The sequence below is a fragment of the Tessaracoccus terricola genome (genome assembly GCF_054776555.1).
The window spans coordinates 579,671-595,794 of sequence record NZ_BAAHBS010000001.1 but is presented as its reverse complement, the minus strand read 5'-3'; the positions used below and the strand labels follow the sequence as shown (position 1 = coordinate 595,794).

Below are 16,124 nucleotides of genomic sequence, written 5' to 3'. Positions count from 1 at the left end.
GTGACCATCACTTGACGGCACCGCCGGTGATGCCGGAGACGATGCGACGCTGCGCGAGGATGAACGTGACCAGCAACGGCAGGCTCATCAGGATGATGAAGGCGAAGATCAGGTGCCAGTTGTTCAGGTAGAGCCCGGCGCTGGCCACCTGGAACAGGTTCAGCGGCAGGGTGTCCACGCGGCCGCCGATCACGAACAGCGCGTAGAACACGTCGTTCCAGATGTAGAGGCAGAGCATGATGGTGGTGGTGGCCAGCACCGGCACCAGCAGCGGCAGGATGATGGTGAAGAAGATCCGCAGCGGCTTGGCGCCGTCGACGCGGGCCGCCTCCTCCAATTCCACCGGGATGGTGCGCACGAAGCCGGTGATCAGGAAGATGGCCGTGGACAAGTACATGCCCATGTAAACGCCCACCATGCCGGGCACCGTGCCAGCCAGGCCCAGCTGGCGCAGCAGCAGCACGATGGTGACCACGGCGGGCGGCAGCACCACGCCACTGATGGCCAGTGTGTAGAGGATGGCCATCCAGCGCTCGGCGCGGCGGGCCAGCACCCATGCGGCCAGCGAGCCGAGCAGCAGCACGCCCACCACCGACGGCACCATGATCAGCAGGCTGCCGAAGAAGCCGGCCAGCATCCGGCCCTCCGAGAACACCGTCGCGAAGTTCTCCAGCAGCTGCCACTGGCTGGGCAGCGCCAGGTTGGGGTTCAGCGCCTCGGCCTGGTTCTTGCCGGCGGTGACCACCACCAGCCAGAACGGGACGCCCAGCAGGAGCGCGGTGACGGCCACGACGGCCAGTTGGTGGACCAGCCGGCCCGGCTTGAGGCGTCGGCGGGTGGCCACGGGGGCCTGGGTCTGGGTCTGGGTGGTCACAGGACTTCCTCCCTCTTGCGGAGGTAACGCACCACGGGGAACGCGATGATGGTGACGGTGAGGAACAGGATCAGGCTCATCGTCGTCGCCTGGGCGAACAGCCCCTGCCCGAAGGTGCGGAAGATGAAGATGTTGAGCAGTTCGGTGGTGCCGCCGGGGCCGCCCTCGGTGAGGGCCTGCACCACGTCAAAGCCATTCATGGAGCCCAACAGGGCGGTGGCGACGTTGAACGTCACGGCCGGCGCCAGCAGCGGGAACCGGATCTGGACGAACGTCTGCCACCAGCTGGAGCCGTCGATGCGGGCCGCCTCCAGCACGTCCTCGCTGATGGTTTTCAGACCGGCGAGGTAGATCAGCATGGAAAGGCCCATCCACTTCCAGGCGTGCACCAGGGCGGTGACGACGATGGTCCAGGTGGTGCTGCCCAGCCAGGCGATGCTGACGTCGGTGCCGGTGATGAAGGACAGGATGCCGTTGAGGGCGCCGTCGGGCTTCAGGACGGCTCGGAAGATGTAGCCGACGGCCAGCGCCGACATGATCACGGGGATGAAGAACAACACGCGGGCGGTGCGGTTGAGCCAGGTGTCGCGTTCCAGCAGGAGGGCCAGCACCAGGCCGAACAGGTTCTGGAAGATGGCCACCAGGGTGGCGTAGACGAGGGTGACCTTGAGGGCGTTCAGCAGCGAACCGTTGCCGAACAGCGATTTGAAGTTGTCGATGCCCGCGAAGTTGATGGCCGATTTGAAGCTGGACCAGTCGGTGAAGCTGTAGACGAAGTTGAACAGCGTGGGAACGAAGAAGAACACCACGAGGACAGCCAGCGCCGGCACGAGGAACACAGCCGGGTGGTCCGTGCGTCGGCCGCGACTGGTGGCCTGTCCCGCGCGGGTCGGCTCGGCGAAGAGCGTTGACATGGGGTTTCCTTCCGGGGAGGCCGGGAGGGCGGCGCGGTTGCCGCCCTCCCGACAGGGATCAGAATCCCTCGGCGCCGAGGGCCTTGGCCAGTTCAGCGAACTGCTGCTGCGTCGCCTCACCAACCTGCTCAGGCGTCTTGGTGCCCTGGATCATGTCGGCCAGGTTGATGTAGAGGTCCGGGTTGGCAACAGCGAGCGACTGCATGGAGCCCACCGAGTCGGCCAGCGACGCGTGCACGTCCAGCAGGGCCTGTGGGACACCGTCGGGGTTGGCCACCTCGGGCTGCAGGGAGATGGTGTTGGCGGCCTGCACGAAATCGCCGTAGCCGTCGCCCAGCCAGTAGGACAGGAACTGCTTGGCGGCAGCCTCCTGCGTGGCGTCGCCGGTCTTGAACGCCACCAGCGCGTTGGACTGGTCCGGGATGGAGGTGCCGACGTTGCCCTCGGGGCTGATCGGGAAGAAGCCGATCTTCTGGTCCAACTCGGCCGTGTCAGCCTTGGCCTGCAGCTGCCCGAAGAACGAGTTCACCTGGACCACCATGGCGGCGTCGCCGGCCAGCAGGGCGTCGCCCTGGTCCTCAAAGGTGGCGGTCTTGATGTCGTCGTTGAACAGGCCCTCGTCGATCCAGCCCTTGTAGTTGGTGATCGCCTGCATGATCGTCTCGTCGGTGAAGTGCTCCTCGTTGGCGTTCACGCGGTCCCACAGGCCGTCCCTGGCGGCGTCGGCCAGCTGGATCTGCACCCACCACTGGGTGCCCCAGCGGTCGGCGGCCATCTCGTAGAAGGGCGTCACGCCGTCGGCGTCGAGGCTGCGGGCCAGCTCGATCATCTCGTCGATGTTGCCGGGGGTCTCCGTGATGCCTGCTGCTTCGAAGACCTCCTTGTTGTAGTAGACGCCCTGCACGGCCGGGGTGGAGATGAGGGCGGCGTAGCGGGTGTCGCCGACGAAACCGGTCAGGTCCTTCAGCGCCGGGTCCATGGCATCCAGCCAGGGGGCACCGTCGAGCGGAAGGAGGTTGTTGCTGGCGTTGAGCGCGTTCAGCTGGGACTCGGTGGGCTGCCAGAACGCGAGGTCCGGCTTGTCACCGGTGGCCACCTTGGTCTGGATGCCCTGCTCGTAGGGGTCGGGGATGGTGACGACGTCGACGGTGGCGCCCGTGAGCTCCTCGAACCCGGCGATCACGGACTCCGCGGTCTTGTTGGAGTTCTGCGCCGCCCAGATGGTCAGCGTGACGCCGTCGAGGTTGGTGTCCTGCGCCGGCCACTCGGCGACGGCGCCGCCGTCACCCTCCGGGGTGGTGGGGTCCTGGACCCCCGGGTCGCTGCAGCCCGTGAGGGCAACTCCTGCGGTGAGGGCGACAGCAGCCGCCCGTACCAGGGACTTCTTCATTGGAATCTCCTTCGGTGCGCTCGCCACTACGCGAGCTCTCGGGGGCCGGATCCGCCCTTGTGACTGATCCGGATGAGCCGTGCCGACGGAGCGGTCCCCGCATCCACGCGGAGCACTCCTTCCGCAGGGCTCCACGCCATCTGCCATGGCGTGAGGTTATTGGGGAAGGCGGTCTCGATCTCCACGTCCGTGCCGGCGAAGCGGGGAAGGTGGAGTCCCACCGGCGCGGCGTCGGAGCGGCGCCAGACGAACAGCAGCGTGGCGTCGTCGACGTCGAGGCCGAGGGCCACCCACGGGTCCTCCCAGCCGGGCAGGCCGAGCGGCCAGTGTGGGGTGGCGCGGCGGATCTGGTGGCGCAACTGCTTGGTCAGGGCGACGGCCTCGCGCACCAGTTCCAGTTCCGGCTCGGTCATGTTGTTGAGGTAGCCGGACAGGAAGAACCGGCCCGGCAGGCCCGTGACGAGGCAGAACGCCGACTCCTCCGGCGTCATTCCCGGCTGTGGGTAGGCCCAGCTGGCCGCCTGCTCGGGGAGCATGCTCATCGGCGCGGAGGCGGTGACGGGCGGGTAGAGCAGCGGGTCCTGCTGGTCCGAGGTGGACTGCAGCTGGAGGCGGGACAGGAGTGCACCGTCGGCGCGCATCGCCCCGGAGCCGCAGTTCTCGATGACCAGTTGCGGGTGGCGGTCGAGGAGGGAGTCGAGCCAGGCCAGGTGGGCGCGGTTGTGCTCGAGGAGGCCGTCGCCGACGCTCTGGCTGGCGTGGTCGGTCCCCGGGCCCGGGTTGATGTTGTAGTCGAACTTGAAGTAGCCGACCCCGAAGTCGGTGACCAGGCGGTCCACGACGGCATCGACGTGCGCGACGGCCGCCGGGTGCCTGAAGTCCAGGTGGTAGCGACCCTGTTCCATCAGGCGCTGGCCCCCACGCTGCAGGAAGGCCTCGTCGGGGAGCTGGTCCGCGAGTGGGCTCCGCACGCCGATGACCTCGGGCTCGAGCCAGAGGCCGGGGACCATGCCGTGCTCGACGATCTTGTCGACCACTTCTCCCAGGCCGTTCGGGAACCTGGTCTCCGACGGCTGCCACGCCCCGACGGAGTCCCACCAGAAACCCGAGTCGTCGTACCAGCCGGCGTCGATGCAGAAGATCTCCGCGCCGACGGCGGCTGCTGCGTCGACCAGTGGAAGCAGCTTTTCCGTGGTGGGGTCCCCGTCGAGGGTGTTCATGTAGTCGTTGAAGATCACCGGCAGCCGGTCGTTGTCCGGGTGGCTGCGACGGGTGCGGCGTCGGAGTTCGGTGATGGCGGCGACGGCTTGCGTGGTGTCGCATCCGACGGCCACCGCGGCGGGCACCGTCGTGAACGACTCCCCCGGCTGCAGGGTCCGCGACCAGCCGTGGTCCATGTGGTTCGGGCCGGAGACTGCCACCTCGAAGTCGCGGTACTCCTCGCCCAGTTCCACGCGCCAGGCTCCGTTGTGCAGCACCTGCCACACCCAGGCCACCTGCTGGTCCGCCGAGCTGGCGGCCACCACCGGGGTCCACTGGCCGCTGGACCAGGTGCCCGTCGAGACCATGGCTTCCTGGCCGCGCGGCCTGTGGCCGGTGAGGTGCTGTGAAATGCGGGGGAACAGCTGGGAGAAGGGGACCTGCTCCCAACGGTTCTCCGCCAGCCAGTCGCTGCGCGCCCGGTGGAGGTGCCAGTCGGTGTTACCCAAGGGGCGGTCGTCCCGGTTGCCGAGCGGGGCCGACCAGCTGGTGACCGCCAACAGGGTGACTGGCTCGTCCGCCGTGTTCGTGACGGTGGTCTCTGCGGTGAAGGCGGCCACGGCGTCGTAGGTGGCCAGACGGGTCACCACGTCGAGGCCGGCGGTGCGCATGGTGAGCTCGAGTTCGTGGCGGGCCGCGTCGGAGCTGCTCCGGTGGTCCACGAGGCGCAGCTCCCGCCCCAGTTCGGTCATGCCGAGGCGGGAGCTCGCGAGGGAGTGGCCGTGGCCGGCCGTCAGGACCTGGACCAGGGGGACGACGTCACTCGTGCTCATCCGGGTCCTGCCGGAGGTGGCCGAACTGAGCACCACAGGCTGGTCCGCACCATGCCCGATCTCGAGCACCAGCGCGTCGTGTCCCCAGCGGATTGCCGTCAACGATCTCTCCCTTGCGATCTCTACCCCGTCGTGTCATGAGTAGTGAAGCACAAGTTTGATAACGCTTTCAAGCTTGTTCTGAAATCGTTATCAAGATTGGTGGTGGCCGCCCCGGAGGTGCGCGATCCCCTCCTCCACCGCCTTCGCGACGGCGTCCGCCTCGGCCTGCGTGAGGGTGCCGTCACTGACAGCCTCGTCCAGCACTGCCCGGTCCTGCTCGGCACGCTCGGCCTCGCGCTCGACGGCCAGTTCCTCCATCGCCTCCGCCACGTCGGCCTCGTCCAGCCCGAGTTCTGCGGCGACGGCGGCAGCGAACTCCGTCCGCTGCTCCTCCCGTGCGGCCTCGCGTTCCTCGTCGGTCTGTTCACCCGGGTCAGCCGGCCTGGCTTCGTGGTCGAGCGAGTTCCGCGCCGCCTGCACCGCGTCCGCCAGCGCATCCTCCGTCACCTCGAGCTTCTCGGCCAGCGAAGCCAGGTCGCCACCCAGCCAGCCCCCGCCCCTGCCCTCACCGTGGCCGGGCCCCGGCCCGTGGGCACGGCCGGATGCGTCACTCCCGGTCGACGGCGTGGCGTCGCCGTCACTCGCGGTGGCATCCGGCGTGGGCGTGGCGTCGCCCTCGGTCGCGGTCGCGCTGGGCGTGGGCGTGGCTTCGTCCTCAGCACTGGCCAACTGGCCCATGCCGAGCCCCAGCCCTGCCGCCATCGCCGCCGCGGAGATCCCGATGATCGCCTTGTTCCTCATGGTGTTCCTCTCGGTTGGTTCCGTCGGAGGTGGTTCCGACGTGTCCACACTCGAGGCGCTGGCTGGCAGGAAACTGTGAATCCGCTGGGCGCGCGCTGGGAGTCCGGCAGGGGTGGGGCACCGAGGCTCCCGTGACAGGCGTCCGCAGCACGCCGCGTTCAGGCTCTCCAGCGCCAGAAACCGATTGCCCACGGACGCCTGTCACGCCTGCCCATTTGAAGCCCGTGGTTGCCCGGAATCCGGCAGGATGGGTCCATGAGTGAACCCGCTGACCTCGTGTGCCGCATCGTCGCGGGCGAAGTCGAGGCCGAGGTGGTCCACCGCGACGAGCACGTCGTCGCTTTCCTCGACCACCGACCGGTGTTCAAGGGCCACGTCCTGGTCTGCCCGACGATGCACGTCGAAACGCTCGAGCACCTGCCGGCCGACCAGTTGGAGCCACTGTTCAGCGCGGTCCAGCGGTTCGCCGTCGCCATGCGGGAGGGCCTGTGCGCGCAGGGCAGCTTCACGGCGGTGAACACCGTCGTCAGCCAGTCAGTGCCGCACCTGCACGTGCATGTGGTGCCGCGCACCAAGGGCGACGGCTTGCGTGGCTTCTTCTGGCCCCGCACCAAGTACGGCGACGGCGAGGCAGCCGAGTACGCCGCCCGCCTGCGGGACTCACTCGGGCAGTAACGCGGAGGAGGTCACGCCCGCGATGGGGACAAGTTCGCCAGTGCGCGTCTCTTGGAACATTTGTGGATCCACAATCCAACTCTGGGACAGTTGTGGCGAATTTCAGCCGTGTGATTTCGCACACCGCAAAGCTTCGTGGATTGCCCGGGCGGACTCACAGCCAGAGTGGGCAGCCCGCCCACGCGTCACTCGGGCAGGGGAACTGAGCTCCGTTGCTGCAGGTCCAGTTGCTGCTGGACGATCGAGCGCACGCCCACGAGGACGAAGCCCGCGATGATGCACGTCGCGCCGACGATGCCGAGGCCGATGCCGAAAGCCAGGGCAAGGGTCATCGGGGCCTCGCTGCTGCCGCGGGAGCCGAAGGAGTTGATCTGCCCGAGGAACAGGAAGACCACACCAGCGAGGAACAGTAGCGTCGACATCCAGGGCCATCGGATGCGAGTGACCGAGGGGGCCGACGGGGCGGAAATGTTCGGGTCTGCCATGCGAGGAGTATGTCATTGGGCCCGGCCGAACCGTTGACAATTGGTAACCATTGGGTTACCAATGATGCATGGACACGTTCGCCGCCATCGCGGATCCGGTGCGCAGGGCATTGTTGCGCCGGCTCGCGACGGGCACGACTCGCGTTGCGGACCTGGCCGAGGACCACGAGATCAGCAGGCCCGCCATCAGCAAGCACCTGCGGGTCCTCGCAACGGCGGGACTCGTAGAAGCGGACGACGTGGGCCGCGAGCGGCACTACCGCCTCGTCAGCGAGGGTCTGGCCCCGGTCCGAGAATGGCTCGAAGACATGTCCACCCCTGCCCCGCGGGTTCCGGAGCACGCCTTCGACGCGCTCGAACTCGAGGTCAGGCGCGCAGGCCGTGACCGCCGTCGGGCTGCCACTGAAACCCAGCACAAGGAGACAGGATGACCACGCCAACTTCACAACGCGGCACCAAGCAGGTCCACGACGGCCAACTCTTCGTCGAGTTCGAACGCACCTTCCGCGCCCCGGCGGAGGACGTCTGGGCCGCAGTCACCGAGCCGGGTCGACTGGCCCGCTGGATCGGTTCCTGGCGCGGCGACCCCGCCGACGGAGTCGTCTGGTTCAGGATGCTCTTCGAGGGCGACGAGATCCCCGAGGAGCACATGGCCATCCACGTCTGCGAGGCGCCCCACCGGCTGCGCGTGACGTCGACGTCGCCCTCCGACGACGGGCCGCAGGTCTGGGACTTCCGGATCGACCTCGCCGAGGTCAACGGCGTCACCACCCTCACCTTCGCGCAGAGCGTTCCCGACGCGCAGCTGGCCGAAGGGGTTGGTCCCGGCTGGCAGTACTACCTGGACCGCCTGATGCTCGCCGAGACCGGTGGCGACCCCGCCGACGTCGCCTTCGACGACTACTACCCCGAGCTCAAGGAGCACTACCGGGAGTTGTTCGCCTGACCTCAGAAGGGCAGCAGGGAGAATCGGCCCACGGCGACGAACACGGCCAGCGTCAGCAGCACCAGCGGCATGCCCAGCGCGGCGAACTCCTTGCGGGCGGCGTGAACGATCACGGCACCCACCATCGTCACGGCCAGGCACACGGCTGCGATCGGGACGAGGATCGGCGCGATTCCCAGCAGGCCCGGGAGGATGACCCCGACTGCGCCCAGGACCTCCGCGCAGCCGATGGCCCGGAGCGCCGCCGGCGGCCAGGGCTCCACCCAGCCCATGCCGGACTCCCGCAGCTGATCCTTGGACTTGAGCGCTTTCGTCAGTCCGCCGAGCAGCATGCCCGCGGCCAGGATCCCCGCGGCGATCCACAAGACGGTGTTCATATGGCTCCTAGGTAAGAGTTGATCGGCGACAAGCACCGGGGGTGACTAGCTGGGGCCAGTTTGCGCGAACTCGAGCAAAATGACCCCACTTTGGCCCCGTGGGAACCCGGCTGGGCGGTGGCCGCCGCCCGGTCGGCTAGGTGGGGTCGTTTTGCGCGTACTCGTGTATAACGACCCCACCCAAGCGCCACAGGGGCGAGCTCCGACCGTCCACCCTAGTCGGCGGCCTGTCAGAATGGCTGCGCCGACGACGTAGTCCCCCAGATTGGAAGCCGCATGCCGCAGGACCACATCGATGCCCGCATCCAGACCTACTACGGCACCCAGTTCTCCGAGGACGCCCGCCTGACCACCCGCTCCGCGCAGGGACCGTTGGAGTTCACCCGCACCCAGGAACTCATCCGCGCGCACGTCCCTGGCGGCAGGGTGCTGGACGTCGGCGGCGGCACCGGCGTCCACTCCCGGGCGCTGCGGGACCACGGGTTCGACGTCGCGCTCGTGGAGCCGGTGCCCACCCACGTGGAGGCGGCACGCGCATCCGGGATCGACGCCGTGCTGGGCGACGCGCGCCGGCTCCCGTTCAACGACGACACCTTCGACGCCGCGCTCCTGCTCGGTCCGCTCTACCACCTCGAGAGCCGCGACGACAGGCTCGCGGCCCTGCGCGAGGCCGCACGCGTGGTCCGGAGCGGCGGGTTCGTGTTCGCGGCAGCCATCCCGCGGTTCGTCGCGTTCGCCGCCGCTTGGCTGGGCAGGCCGACGGGGCCGGTGCCGCCGGAGTTGCTGGCCCTGCTCGAGCACGGCACGCCGTCACCCGGCCTCCGATTCCCCGCCGGCCACTTCCACACCGCCGAGGAACTCGCCGACGAGGCGGCCGCGGCCGGGCTGGAGGTGGTGGAAGTCCACGGCATCGAGGGCCCCGGTGGGCTGTTCCTGGAGCAGCGCGACGTCGCGGAGACCGAACTCGTCGACGCCGGGCTCACGCTCGCCCGGGCCGCCGGCGACGCACCCGGTATCCGCGACATGAGCGGCCACCTGCTCGCGGTGGCGCGCGTCGCCTGAGGCGCCGTCGTCGACGATGCGCCCCGCCTCGCTCGGACGCCGACCCGGGCGCGGCCCCCGTGTTAATCTCGAACTGAGTCAAGCAGTCGGCTCTCCCTTTCGGGGGCTGGGCTGCGCCGTGCTCAACCTCCCCTTAACCGGACGCCAACGAGGGCGTCCCTCGACGGAGGTTCGATGCGCACGTTCGGAGTACAAGAAGAGCTCATGGTGGTCAGCGCCCGCACGGCTGCCCCACTCCCCCTCGGAGAAGACATCGTGCGCCGCTTCGAGCAGGACTTCCTCGCCTTCGAGGTGTCCGAGGACGACTCGGGGGCTCCCGCCACCGTCTCCCCGATGCGGCACGTCCTGCGCACCGGCCTGCACCGGGAGCAGATCGGGGTGGCCGGCCCGCCGCTGATGACCCTGGAGGAGCAGTTGGAGTCCATCAGGTTCGGCCGCGCCCTGGCGGACCGCGCCGCCAGCCAGCTCGGTGCACGGGTGGTGGCGCTGGCCTCCCCGGTCTCACCGGAGCTGCCGCACGTCTCCGACGACCCGCGCCACCGTCGCATGGGCAGCGACTACGCCGTACTCACCAAGACACTGCTGACCTGCAGCCTCCATGTGCACGTCTCGGTGGCGTCGCGGGAGGAGGGGGTGCAGGTCCTGGACCGCATCCGGGGCTGGCTACCCGTCCTGCTGGCGATGAGCGCCAACTCGCCGTTCTGGTTCGGGCGCGACACCGGCTTCGCCAGCTACCGCCACGCAGCCTGGAGCAACTGGCCGTCGGTCGGGACGACGGAGCCCTTCGGCTCCGTGGCCGAGTACGACCGGCGCGTGCAGGCCGTGACCGACTGCGGCGCCGCCCTGGACGAGCAGATGGTCTACTCCGACGCCCGCGTCTCCAGCACCCGCCCGACGGTGGAGGTCCGGATCACTGACGTCTGCCTCGACGCGCGCCATTCCGCCGCGATCGCGGCCATGGTGCGGGCACTGGTGGAGACGGCCGCACATGCCTGGCGAGACGGCACTCCGCCGCCGCAGTACCGCAGCCCCTACCTCCGCGACGCCACGATGCTGGCCGCCCGCAACGGCCTGGGCGACACCCTGCTGAGCCCCGGGGCGGGCGAGCTGCGGCCGGCCAGCCACGTCGTGACCGAGTTCCTGCGCCAAATCCGGCCGGCGCTCGACGAGAACGGGGAGTGGGACCGCGTCGACGCCGTGGCCCTGGAGCTGCTGACCTTCGGGACCGGCGCCACCCGCCAGCGCACCGCATACGGGGCCAGGAGTGATCGCGACGACGTCGTCCGCTCGGCCCTGGACCTCACGCATGCCGCCGCCTCCGACGACGGGTTCCCGGCAGCGCCCGGCGGCCACCCGAGCATCCCCTGACCGGCACCTACCAGCACCCTCCCCGGTTGCTCCGCATCCGGCTTGGCTAGGCTCGATGGCAACCCCGAGCACAAGGAGGAAGCATGTCCTACAACGCCGCCAAGGACAAGGCCGGCCAGCAGGTCCGTGAGGCCAAGGAGCGCGCAGGGGTGACCTGGGCGCAGCTCGCGGAGGCGATCGGCCAGCCGCGCGAGTGGACCATCTCCGCCCTCCTGGGCATGCACCCGGTCCCCGAGGCTTTCGCTAAGAAGGTCGGCGAGCTGCTGGACCTCGACGCCGACACCGTCGCCGCCCTGCAGCGCCAGCCCTACCGCCCCGGCCTGGGCGAGCTCGCCAACGACCCCACCATCTACCGCTTCAACGAGGCCATCGCCGTCTACGGCGCAGCCATCAAGGAGGCCATCCACGAGGACTTCGGCGACGGCATCATGAGCGCCATCGACTTCAACGTCTCAGTCACCCGCCGCGAGGACCCCAAGGGCGACCGCATCGTCGTCACCTTCGACGGCAAGTACCTCACCTACCCGCCGCGCGACTGACGGAGATCGGGTCGGCGTCAAGGATGCCGCCGACCCTTCACCGCCGCTTGAACCGCCCCTGGGCCCAGATGCCCCGCAGGGGTCGGAGGCCCTCCTCGACGTAGTGGGCGATGGGGCGCACACCACCGTCGGTGTGCCACGTCTCGAGGGCGGCGAAGTAGCCGAACGTGAGGGCGTTGGCGGCCACGCGCGCCTGTGCTGCGGTCATGCCGTGTTCGGCGAAAGTGGGTGCGATCCGCTCCGCCGCGCGGTCCAGCGTCGCCAGGGCGGCGGCCCGCACCGAGGGCTCGGTGAAGAAGTACCGGATCCGGCGCGCCGCAGCGCCGGCGTCGGCCGCACCGTCGCCGGGTGACTCGTAGCGCTCGACGGCGGCCACGAGGCTCCCCACCGGATCGGCTGGGTCCAGGATCTCGGCCAGCCGTTCGGCACTCATCGTCTCGAACTCGTCCGCGGCGAGCAGTCGCTCCTTGGTGCCGAAGTACCGGTAGATCGAGGACGCCGACACTTCCGCCGCCGCCGCAATCTCCTCGATGGTGACGGCCGCGAAGCCGCGCTCGTCGAACAGATCGAGGGCCTTGTCCTGGATGACGCGCATCGCGTCCCGACGCCACTGCTGCCTCAGTCCTGCCATGTCCCAGACCCTACCAGTTTGGAGCAAGCCTCTTCCGTGTATACAGTGGCCCTCTGTCTGACAGTCACTTTCAGATAGGAAGTGCGTATCGCAGAAGGGAACTGACATGACCGCACACGCATCCACACGGGGCCTCACCAACCGCCCGGCTGTCCAGCCCTTCCTCTGGGCCGGACTGCTGCTGACGGCGGTGGCCACGATCTTCCCGTTCGTCGACGACGCCACCACCGGCTTCATGGCCGACCACCTGGCGGCCTCGTACCCCGGCTACTCGGCCGCGGAGATCGGGACGGCCACCATGGCCTACCTCGTGATCCTCGCCGTCGTCGGCCTCGTCGGTGCCGCCGGGTGGGTGGTGACGGCTTGGGCCGTGCGCTCTGGCAAGCGCTGGGCGCCCGTGCTGGCCACCGTCGCCCTCGTGGCCGGCGCCGGCATCGCGGCGAGTGGCCTCAGCGTCGTCGACACCTCCGGCGACGTCGGCCTGGCCCCCGTCCTGGGCTGGCTCCAGGTGCTGCCGGTGGTGGCCGGCGCCTTGGCCGTCGTCCAGCTGTGGCGCGGGCGCGCCCGCAGCGACACAGGAGGTGGAGGCCGATGAACCAGACCGACACCTCCGTTGCCGACTCCCCACCGAGGGGGAGGCGGTGACCCCGTGGCGCCGCCAGGTGGCGCTGTTCCTGTCCGGCCAGACGGCCTCGCTGTTCGGCTCGATGCTGGTGCAGTACGCCATCATGTGGCACCTCACTCTCGAGACCGGCTCCGGGTTGGTGCTCGCGCTCGCCGGGGTCTTCGGGTTCCTGCCGCAGGCAGTGGTCTCGGTCTTCGGCGGCGTCTGGGCGGACCGGATGAACCGCAAGTTCCTGCTGGTGGCGGCCGACGCGAGCATCGCCGCCTCCACCCTGGCGCTGGCACTGCTGATGCTCGCCGGGCACGACGGGCTGTGGCTGGTCTACGCCACGCTCGCGGTCCGCTCGGTGGGCGCGGGCCTCCAGATGCCGGCAGTCTCCGCGATGATCCCGCAGATCACCCCGGGCGAGCAGCTGATGAGGGTCAACGGCACCAACGCCACCATCCAGTCGGCGATGATGCTCGTGGCACCGGCACTGGCGGCCGTGGTGTATGCCAACCTGTCCATCATCGGCATCTTCCTAGTCGACGTCGTCACCGCGGTGATCGGCATCGGACTGGTGCTGCCGGTGCGCGTCCCCACCGTGGAGCGCACCGACGAGCCGGCCTCCTACTTAGGGGACCTCGTCGCCGGTGTGCGCTACATCGCCGGGCACGAGTTCATCCGGTGGTTGCTGGTGCTGTTCGCCCTGGTCTACGTGCTGGCGGCCGCGCCCTCGTCCCTGATGCCGCTGCTGGTGACCAGGCGCTTCGGCGACGACGTGTGGTTGCTCGCCGCGGTGGAACTCGCGTTCAGCGTAGGGATGCTCGCCGCGGGGCTGCTCATCTCCGTGTGGGCGGGGAGCCGCAACCGGGTGGCGATGATCGTGGTCACCTCGATCGCGTTCGGCGTGTTCACCCTCGGCACCGGCCTGAGCCCGAACGTGTGGGTGTTGGCGGCATTCATGTTCGCCGTCGGGTTCAACGTCCCCTACTTCTCGACCCCGTCCATGACCCTGATCCAGGAGTCCGTGGAGCCCGGGATGCAGGGGCGGGTGTTCGGGTTCATGGGGATCGTGATGGCCTTGGCCATGCCACTTGGCATCGGGATCTTCGGCCCGCTGGCCGACCGGTTCGAGGTGCAGACACTCCTCGTGGTGGCCGGCTCCCTGATGCTGGTGGTGGCCGTCGCGGCCGTCACCCTCCCGGCCGGGCGCCGGGCGATGGCCGCCGGTCCACGGGCGGCCACGCCGTCGGCACCGGTCCGGGAGGAGACTGCGACGGCCGGGTGAGTCAGGCCGTGGCCTTCTTGACCAGCTCGCGGATCCGGTCCTCCACCTCGGAGTTCACCTCGACGACGGCGAACGACGTCGCCCAGATCGCGCCGTCGTCGAGGTTGGCCGCCTCGTCGAAGCTCACGGTCCCGTAGCGGGTCTTGAACTTCGACGCCGGCTGGTAGAACACCACGTTCTTCCCGTCGCGGGCGTAGGTGGGGAACCCGTACATCGTCTTGGGGTTCAGGTCCGGGGCCACCTCCATCACGACGGAGTGCAGCAGCACCGCCGCCTGCTGGTCCACGCCGTCGAGGGCGTCGATGGCCTTCATGCAGGCCTCCACCTCGCGGGCCATCTTCGCGGCGCCCTTGAGGCCCTTGGTGGCCCGAAGCTCCTCTGCCCGCTGCTGCATGGCTGCGCGCTCGTCCGCGGTGAACCCGGTCTTCGTGTCAGTCATGACAATGCTCCTTCGTTGTTGTCATCGGGGTGCTCCCCCTTGCATGACCCTCACGCTACGGAGCCGTGAACGAGATGGCTTCTCCATTCCTGCTCACTGTGGTGGTGCTCAGTTGAACTGGACGCCCTTGATCTCGTAGTAGGAGTCGCCGCGGTAGAACTGCGCGTCGGAGTTGAAGAACTGCTTCTCCCCCTCGCACAGCATCCGCAGGCCGACGGCGAGCGCCTCGCCCTTGTCACCCGAGCCCGTGAGCACCGTGTAGGCATCCAGCATCCGCGGCTCGTCCGCGAGGGGCTCCTGGCCGTCGAACCAGACGGTGAAGCCGGTGAGCTTCGGCTCGTCCTGACCCGCTGTGGAGACTGCGCCCATGATGGTGCCGCGGCCAGGGCCCTCACACGTGAAGGTGGCCTCCTCGTCCTCGCAGAGCCAGTCCAGTTCCTCGAGGCCCGCGATGACGCCGGCCGGGTCGTCGGACAGCGGGATGGCGGCCATGAAGTCCGTCGACGAGTTGCCGATGTCGAGGCTGCTGGTGTCGGTGCCGAAGCGGTAGCTGAAGCGGCCGGTGATGTCGTCGCGCCACTCGGTCTCGCCGTCGACGTTGGTCTCCGTGCCGGTGACGGCGGCGAGGAACGCCTCGCGGTCCGCATCCGAGATGGGCAGCGTCGGCAGGATCGGGTCCACGAGCGCCACCAGTTCCTCGGAGCGCTGCTCGGGCGTGGTGTCGTTGTGCAGGAGGGTGAGGTTGAACTTGTCGATCTCCGCGCCGTCGGTGATGCGGAATCGCAGCGTGATGAGGTGGCCGGGCTCGTGCAGGTAGCAGCCCTTGACCTGCACCCCCGTGGACGCCTCGTCGTGGCACGTCAGCCCCGCGGCCTCCGCCACTTCGTCGATCACCTCCGGCGCCTCGATGACCGGGTTCTCCGGCAGGTCGCCCTGCGGGACCTCGCCTTCGGTGGACTCCGTGACCTCGTCGGTGGGCTCCTCCCCCGCCAGCAGGTCACGCCCGAACAGCGCCCAACCGCCCGCGAGGAGCGCGACCACCACGACGACGATGCCGACCGTGAGCCAGACGCGATTCTTGCGCCCCTGCGCCGGTGCTCCCGGGTGCTGTGCGTAGGGCTGCTGGCCGTACTGCTGAGGCTGGTACTGCTGGGCCTGGTGCTGCTGCTGGAACTGGGGACCCTGGCCCTGCGGCGCGGCCTGGAACTGCGGGCCCTGGCCCTGCGGCGCGGCCTGGAACTGCGGGCCCTGGCCCTGCGGCGCGGCCTGGAACTGCGGGCCCTGGCCCTGCGGCCCCGGCTGGTTCTGGGATGCCTCCTGGAACTGTGGCCCGCTCTGGCGCGGTGGGGTCGTGGGCTGTTCCGGGGCCGGCTGGAACTGCGGTCCCGGCTGCTGGGGAGCGCCTGACTGGGAGAAGTCCGGGCGTCCGTCGGGCTGGGATCCGGGCCCGTTGCCGGGGCCCTGAGGGTGCTGGTTCACAGAGTTCCTTCTCGCGGGAAGACGTCATTCGTGGCTGAGCCATTGTTTCAGGGGAGGGAGTCACCGCCTCGGGGTGCCGTGGCACCGGTACCCACGGCGGGTGTGACCAGCGCTCGCGAGAAAACGCTTCCACTGCCCTGACCGACATACCGACCGGCGTGTCGCGAGCCCCTG

At 69.2% G+C, this 16,124-nt stretch carries 18 protein-coding genes; 8 read left to right on the top strand and 10 right to left on the bottom strand.

The genetic code is table 11. The features are described from left to right. Window positions 1-7 precede the first annotated feature (7 nt). The 5 genes from ACYU7G_RS02645 to ACYU7G_RS02625 all read right to left on the bottom strand — a co-directional run bounded on the left by ACYU7G_RS02645 (window position 8) and on the right by ACYU7G_RS02625 (window position 6,054). The gene (locus ACYU7G_RS02645) at window positions 8-874 is read right to left on the bottom strand and encodes a carbohydrate ABC transporter permease (protein ID WP_461104475.1); all 867 of its coding nucleotides are present in this window, start codon (window positions 872-874) and stop codon (window positions 8-10) included. Next, on the bottom strand, window positions 871-1,788 hold the full coding sequence (locus ACYU7G_RS02640) for a carbohydrate ABC transporter permease (RefSeq protein WP_461104473.1): 918 nt from the start codon (window positions 1,786-1,788) through the stop codon (window positions 871-873). Before ACYU7G_RS02640 ends, ACYU7G_RS02645 begins: the two co-directional genes overlap by 4 nt. Before the next feature lie 58 nt (window positions 1,789-1,846). Then, the gene (locus ACYU7G_RS02635) at window positions 1,847-3,178 is read right to left on the bottom strand and encodes an ABC transporter substrate-binding protein (protein WP_461104471.1); all 1,332 of its coding nucleotides are present in this window, start codon (window positions 3,176-3,178) and stop codon (window positions 1,847-1,849) included. A 26-nt stretch (window positions 3,179-3,204) separates the two neighbouring features. Next, complete coding sequence (locus tag ACYU7G_RS02630; protein WP_461104469.1) at window positions 3,205-5,313, bottom strand: glycoside hydrolase family 36 protein; 2,109 nt, start codon at window positions 5,311-5,313, stop codon at window positions 3,205-3,207. A 90-nt stretch (window positions 5,314-5,403) separates the two neighbouring features. Then, window positions 5,404-6,054, bottom strand: coding sequence for a hypothetical protein (locus tag ACYU7G_RS02625; RefSeq protein ID WP_461104467.1), 651 nt, complete (start codon window positions 6,052-6,054; stop codon window positions 5,404-5,406). A gap of 255 nt (window positions 6,055-6,309) precedes the next feature. Between ACYU7G_RS02625 and ACYU7G_RS02620 the strand changes: the two genes are divergently transcribed. After that, window positions 6,310-6,729: an HIT family protein gene (locus ACYU7G_RS02620; RefSeq protein ID WP_461104465.1), complete on the top strand. Its 420-nt coding sequence runs from the start codon at window positions 6,310-6,312 to the stop codon at window positions 6,727-6,729. Between the two features lie 185 nt (window positions 6,730-6,914). Here ACYU7G_RS02620 and ACYU7G_RS02615 read toward each other — a convergent pair whose 3' ends face one another. Then, a complete protein-coding gene (locus ACYU7G_RS02615) occupies window positions 6,915-7,214 on the bottom strand; it encodes a hypothetical protein (RefSeq protein ID WP_461104463.1) in 300 nt (99 codons plus the stop codon). 68 nt (window positions 7,215-7,282) lie between these two features. Here ACYU7G_RS02615 and ACYU7G_RS02610 point away from each other — a divergent pair, with 68 nt between their 5' ends. Both ACYU7G_RS02610 and ACYU7G_RS02605 read left to right on the top strand, forming a co-directional pair. Continuing rightward, window positions 7,283-7,645, top strand: coding sequence for an ArsR/SmtB family transcription factor (locus tag ACYU7G_RS02610; RefSeq protein ID WP_461104461.1), 363 nt, complete (start codon window positions 7,283-7,285; stop codon window positions 7,643-7,645). Then, complete coding sequence (locus ACYU7G_RS02605) at window positions 7,642-8,160, top strand: SRPBCC family protein (protein ID WP_461104459.1); 519 nt, start codon at window positions 7,642-7,644, stop codon at window positions 8,158-8,160. Before ACYU7G_RS02610 ends, ACYU7G_RS02605 begins: the two co-directional genes overlap by 4 nt. A 2-nt stretch (window positions 8,161-8,162) precedes the next feature. Here the strand turns inward: ACYU7G_RS02605 and ACYU7G_RS02600 are convergent, their stop codons facing one another. After that, on the bottom strand, window positions 8,163-8,537 hold the full coding sequence (locus ACYU7G_RS02600; RefSeq protein ID WP_461104457.1) for a DoxX family protein: 375 nt from the start codon (window positions 8,535-8,537) through the stop codon (window positions 8,163-8,165). A 276-nt stretch (window positions 8,538-8,813) separates the two neighbouring features. Between ACYU7G_RS02600 and ACYU7G_RS02595 the strand changes: the two genes are divergently transcribed. The 3 genes from ACYU7G_RS02595 (at window position 8,814) to cynS (ending at window position 11,506) form a co-directional block, all read left to right on the top strand. Beyond that, entirely contained in the window at window positions 8,814-9,599 is a 786-nt protein-coding gene (locus ACYU7G_RS02595; RefSeq protein WP_461104455.1) for a class I SAM-dependent methyltransferase, read from the top strand. A 174-nt stretch (window positions 9,600-9,773) separates the two neighbouring features. Then, the gene (locus ACYU7G_RS02590) at window positions 9,774-10,967 is read left to right on the top strand and encodes a carboxylate-amine ligase (protein ID WP_461104453.1); all 1,194 of its coding nucleotides are present in this window, start codon (window positions 9,774-9,776) and stop codon (window positions 10,965-10,967) included. 83 nt (window positions 10,968-11,050) lie between these two features. Next, window positions 11,051-11,506, top strand: coding sequence for a cyanase (gene cynS, locus ACYU7G_RS02585; RefSeq protein WP_461104451.1), 456 nt, complete (start codon window positions 11,051-11,053; stop codon window positions 11,504-11,506). 37 nt (window positions 11,507-11,543) lie between these two features. Here the strand turns inward: cynS and ACYU7G_RS02580 are convergent, their stop codons facing one another. Then, a complete protein-coding gene (locus tag ACYU7G_RS02580; protein WP_461104449.1) occupies window positions 11,544-12,137 on the bottom strand; it encodes a TetR/AcrR family transcriptional regulator in 594 nt (197 codons plus the stop codon). 106 nt (window positions 12,138-12,243) lie between these two features. Between ACYU7G_RS02580 and ACYU7G_RS02575 the strand changes: the two genes are divergently transcribed. Both ACYU7G_RS02575 and ACYU7G_RS02570 read left to right on the top strand, forming a co-directional pair. Then, window positions 12,244-12,732 (top strand): hypothetical protein, encoded by a 489-nt coding sequence (locus tag ACYU7G_RS02575; RefSeq protein WP_461104447.1) that lies wholly within the window; start codon window positions 12,244-12,246, stop codon window positions 12,730-12,732. A gap of 46 nt (window positions 12,733-12,778) precedes the next feature. After that, window positions 12,779-14,032, top strand: coding sequence for an MFS transporter (locus ACYU7G_RS02570; protein WP_461104445.1), 1,254 nt, complete (start codon window positions 12,779-12,781; stop codon window positions 14,030-14,032). Between the two features lies 1 nt (window position 14,033). Here ACYU7G_RS02570 and ACYU7G_RS02565 read toward each other — a convergent pair whose 3' ends face one another. Together ACYU7G_RS02565 and ACYU7G_RS02560 are read right to left on the bottom strand one after the other, a co-directional pair. Beyond that, entirely contained in the window at window positions 14,034-14,471 is a 438-nt protein-coding gene (locus tag ACYU7G_RS02565; protein WP_461104443.1) for a hypothetical protein, read from the bottom strand. Between the two features lie 108 nt (window positions 14,472-14,579). After that, window positions 14,580-15,950, bottom strand: coding sequence for a hypothetical protein (locus ACYU7G_RS02560; protein WP_461104441.1), 1,371 nt, complete (start codon window positions 15,948-15,950; stop codon window positions 14,580-14,582). Window positions 15,951-16,124 lie beyond the last annotated feature (174 nt).

Coding starts and splice junctions, on each gene's coding strand:
- ACYU7G_RS02640 (WP_461104473.1), bottom strand. CDS start 1,788: ATGTCAACGCTCTTCGCCGAGCCGACCCGCGCGGGACAGGCCACCAGT.
- ACYU7G_RS02635 (WP_461104471.1), bottom strand. CDS start 3,178: ATGAAGAAGTCCCTGGTACGGGCGGCTGCTGTCGCCCTCACCGCAGGA.
- ACYU7G_RS02625 (WP_461104467.1), bottom strand. CDS start 6,054: ATGAGGAACAAGGCGATCATCGGGATCTCCGCGGCGGCGATGGCGGCA.
- ACYU7G_RS02620 (WP_461104465.1), top strand. CDS start 6,310: ATGAGTGAACCCGCTGACCTCGTGTGCCGCATCGTCGCGGGCGAAGTC.
- ACYU7G_RS02615 (WP_461104463.1), bottom strand. CDS start 7,214: ATGGCAGACCCGAACATTTCCGCCCCGTCGGCCCCCTCGGTCACTCGC.
- ACYU7G_RS02610 (WP_461104461.1), top strand. CDS start 7,283: ATGGACACGTTCGCCGCCATCGCGGATCCGGTGCGCAGGGCATTGTTG.
- ACYU7G_RS02605 (WP_461104459.1), top strand. CDS start 7,642: ATGACCACGCCAACTTCACAACGCGGCACCAAGCAGGTCCACGACGGC.
- ACYU7G_RS02600 (WP_461104457.1), bottom strand. CDS start 8,537: ATGAACACCGTCTTGTGGATCGCCGCGGGGATCCTGGCCGCGGGCATG.
- ACYU7G_RS02595 (WP_461104455.1), top strand. CDS start 8,814: ATGCCGCAGGACCACATCGATGCCCGCATCCAGACCTACTACGGCACC.
- ACYU7G_RS02590 (WP_461104453.1), top strand. CDS start 9,774: ATGCGCACGTTCGGAGTACAAGAAGAGCTCATGGTGGTCAGCGCCCGC.
- cynS (WP_461104451.1), top strand. CDS start 11,051: ATGTCCTACAACGCCGCCAAGGACAAGGCCGGCCAGCAGGTCCGTGAG.
- ACYU7G_RS02580 (WP_461104449.1), bottom strand. CDS start 12,137: ATGGCAGGACTGAGGCAGCAGTGGCGTCGGGACGCGATGCGCGTCATC.
- ACYU7G_RS02575 (WP_461104447.1), top strand. CDS start 12,244: ATGACCGCACACGCATCCACACGGGGCCTCACCAACCGCCCGGCTGTC.
- ACYU7G_RS02565 (WP_461104443.1), bottom strand. CDS start 14,471: ATGACTGACACGAAGACCGGGTTCACCGCGGACGAGCGCGCAGCCATG.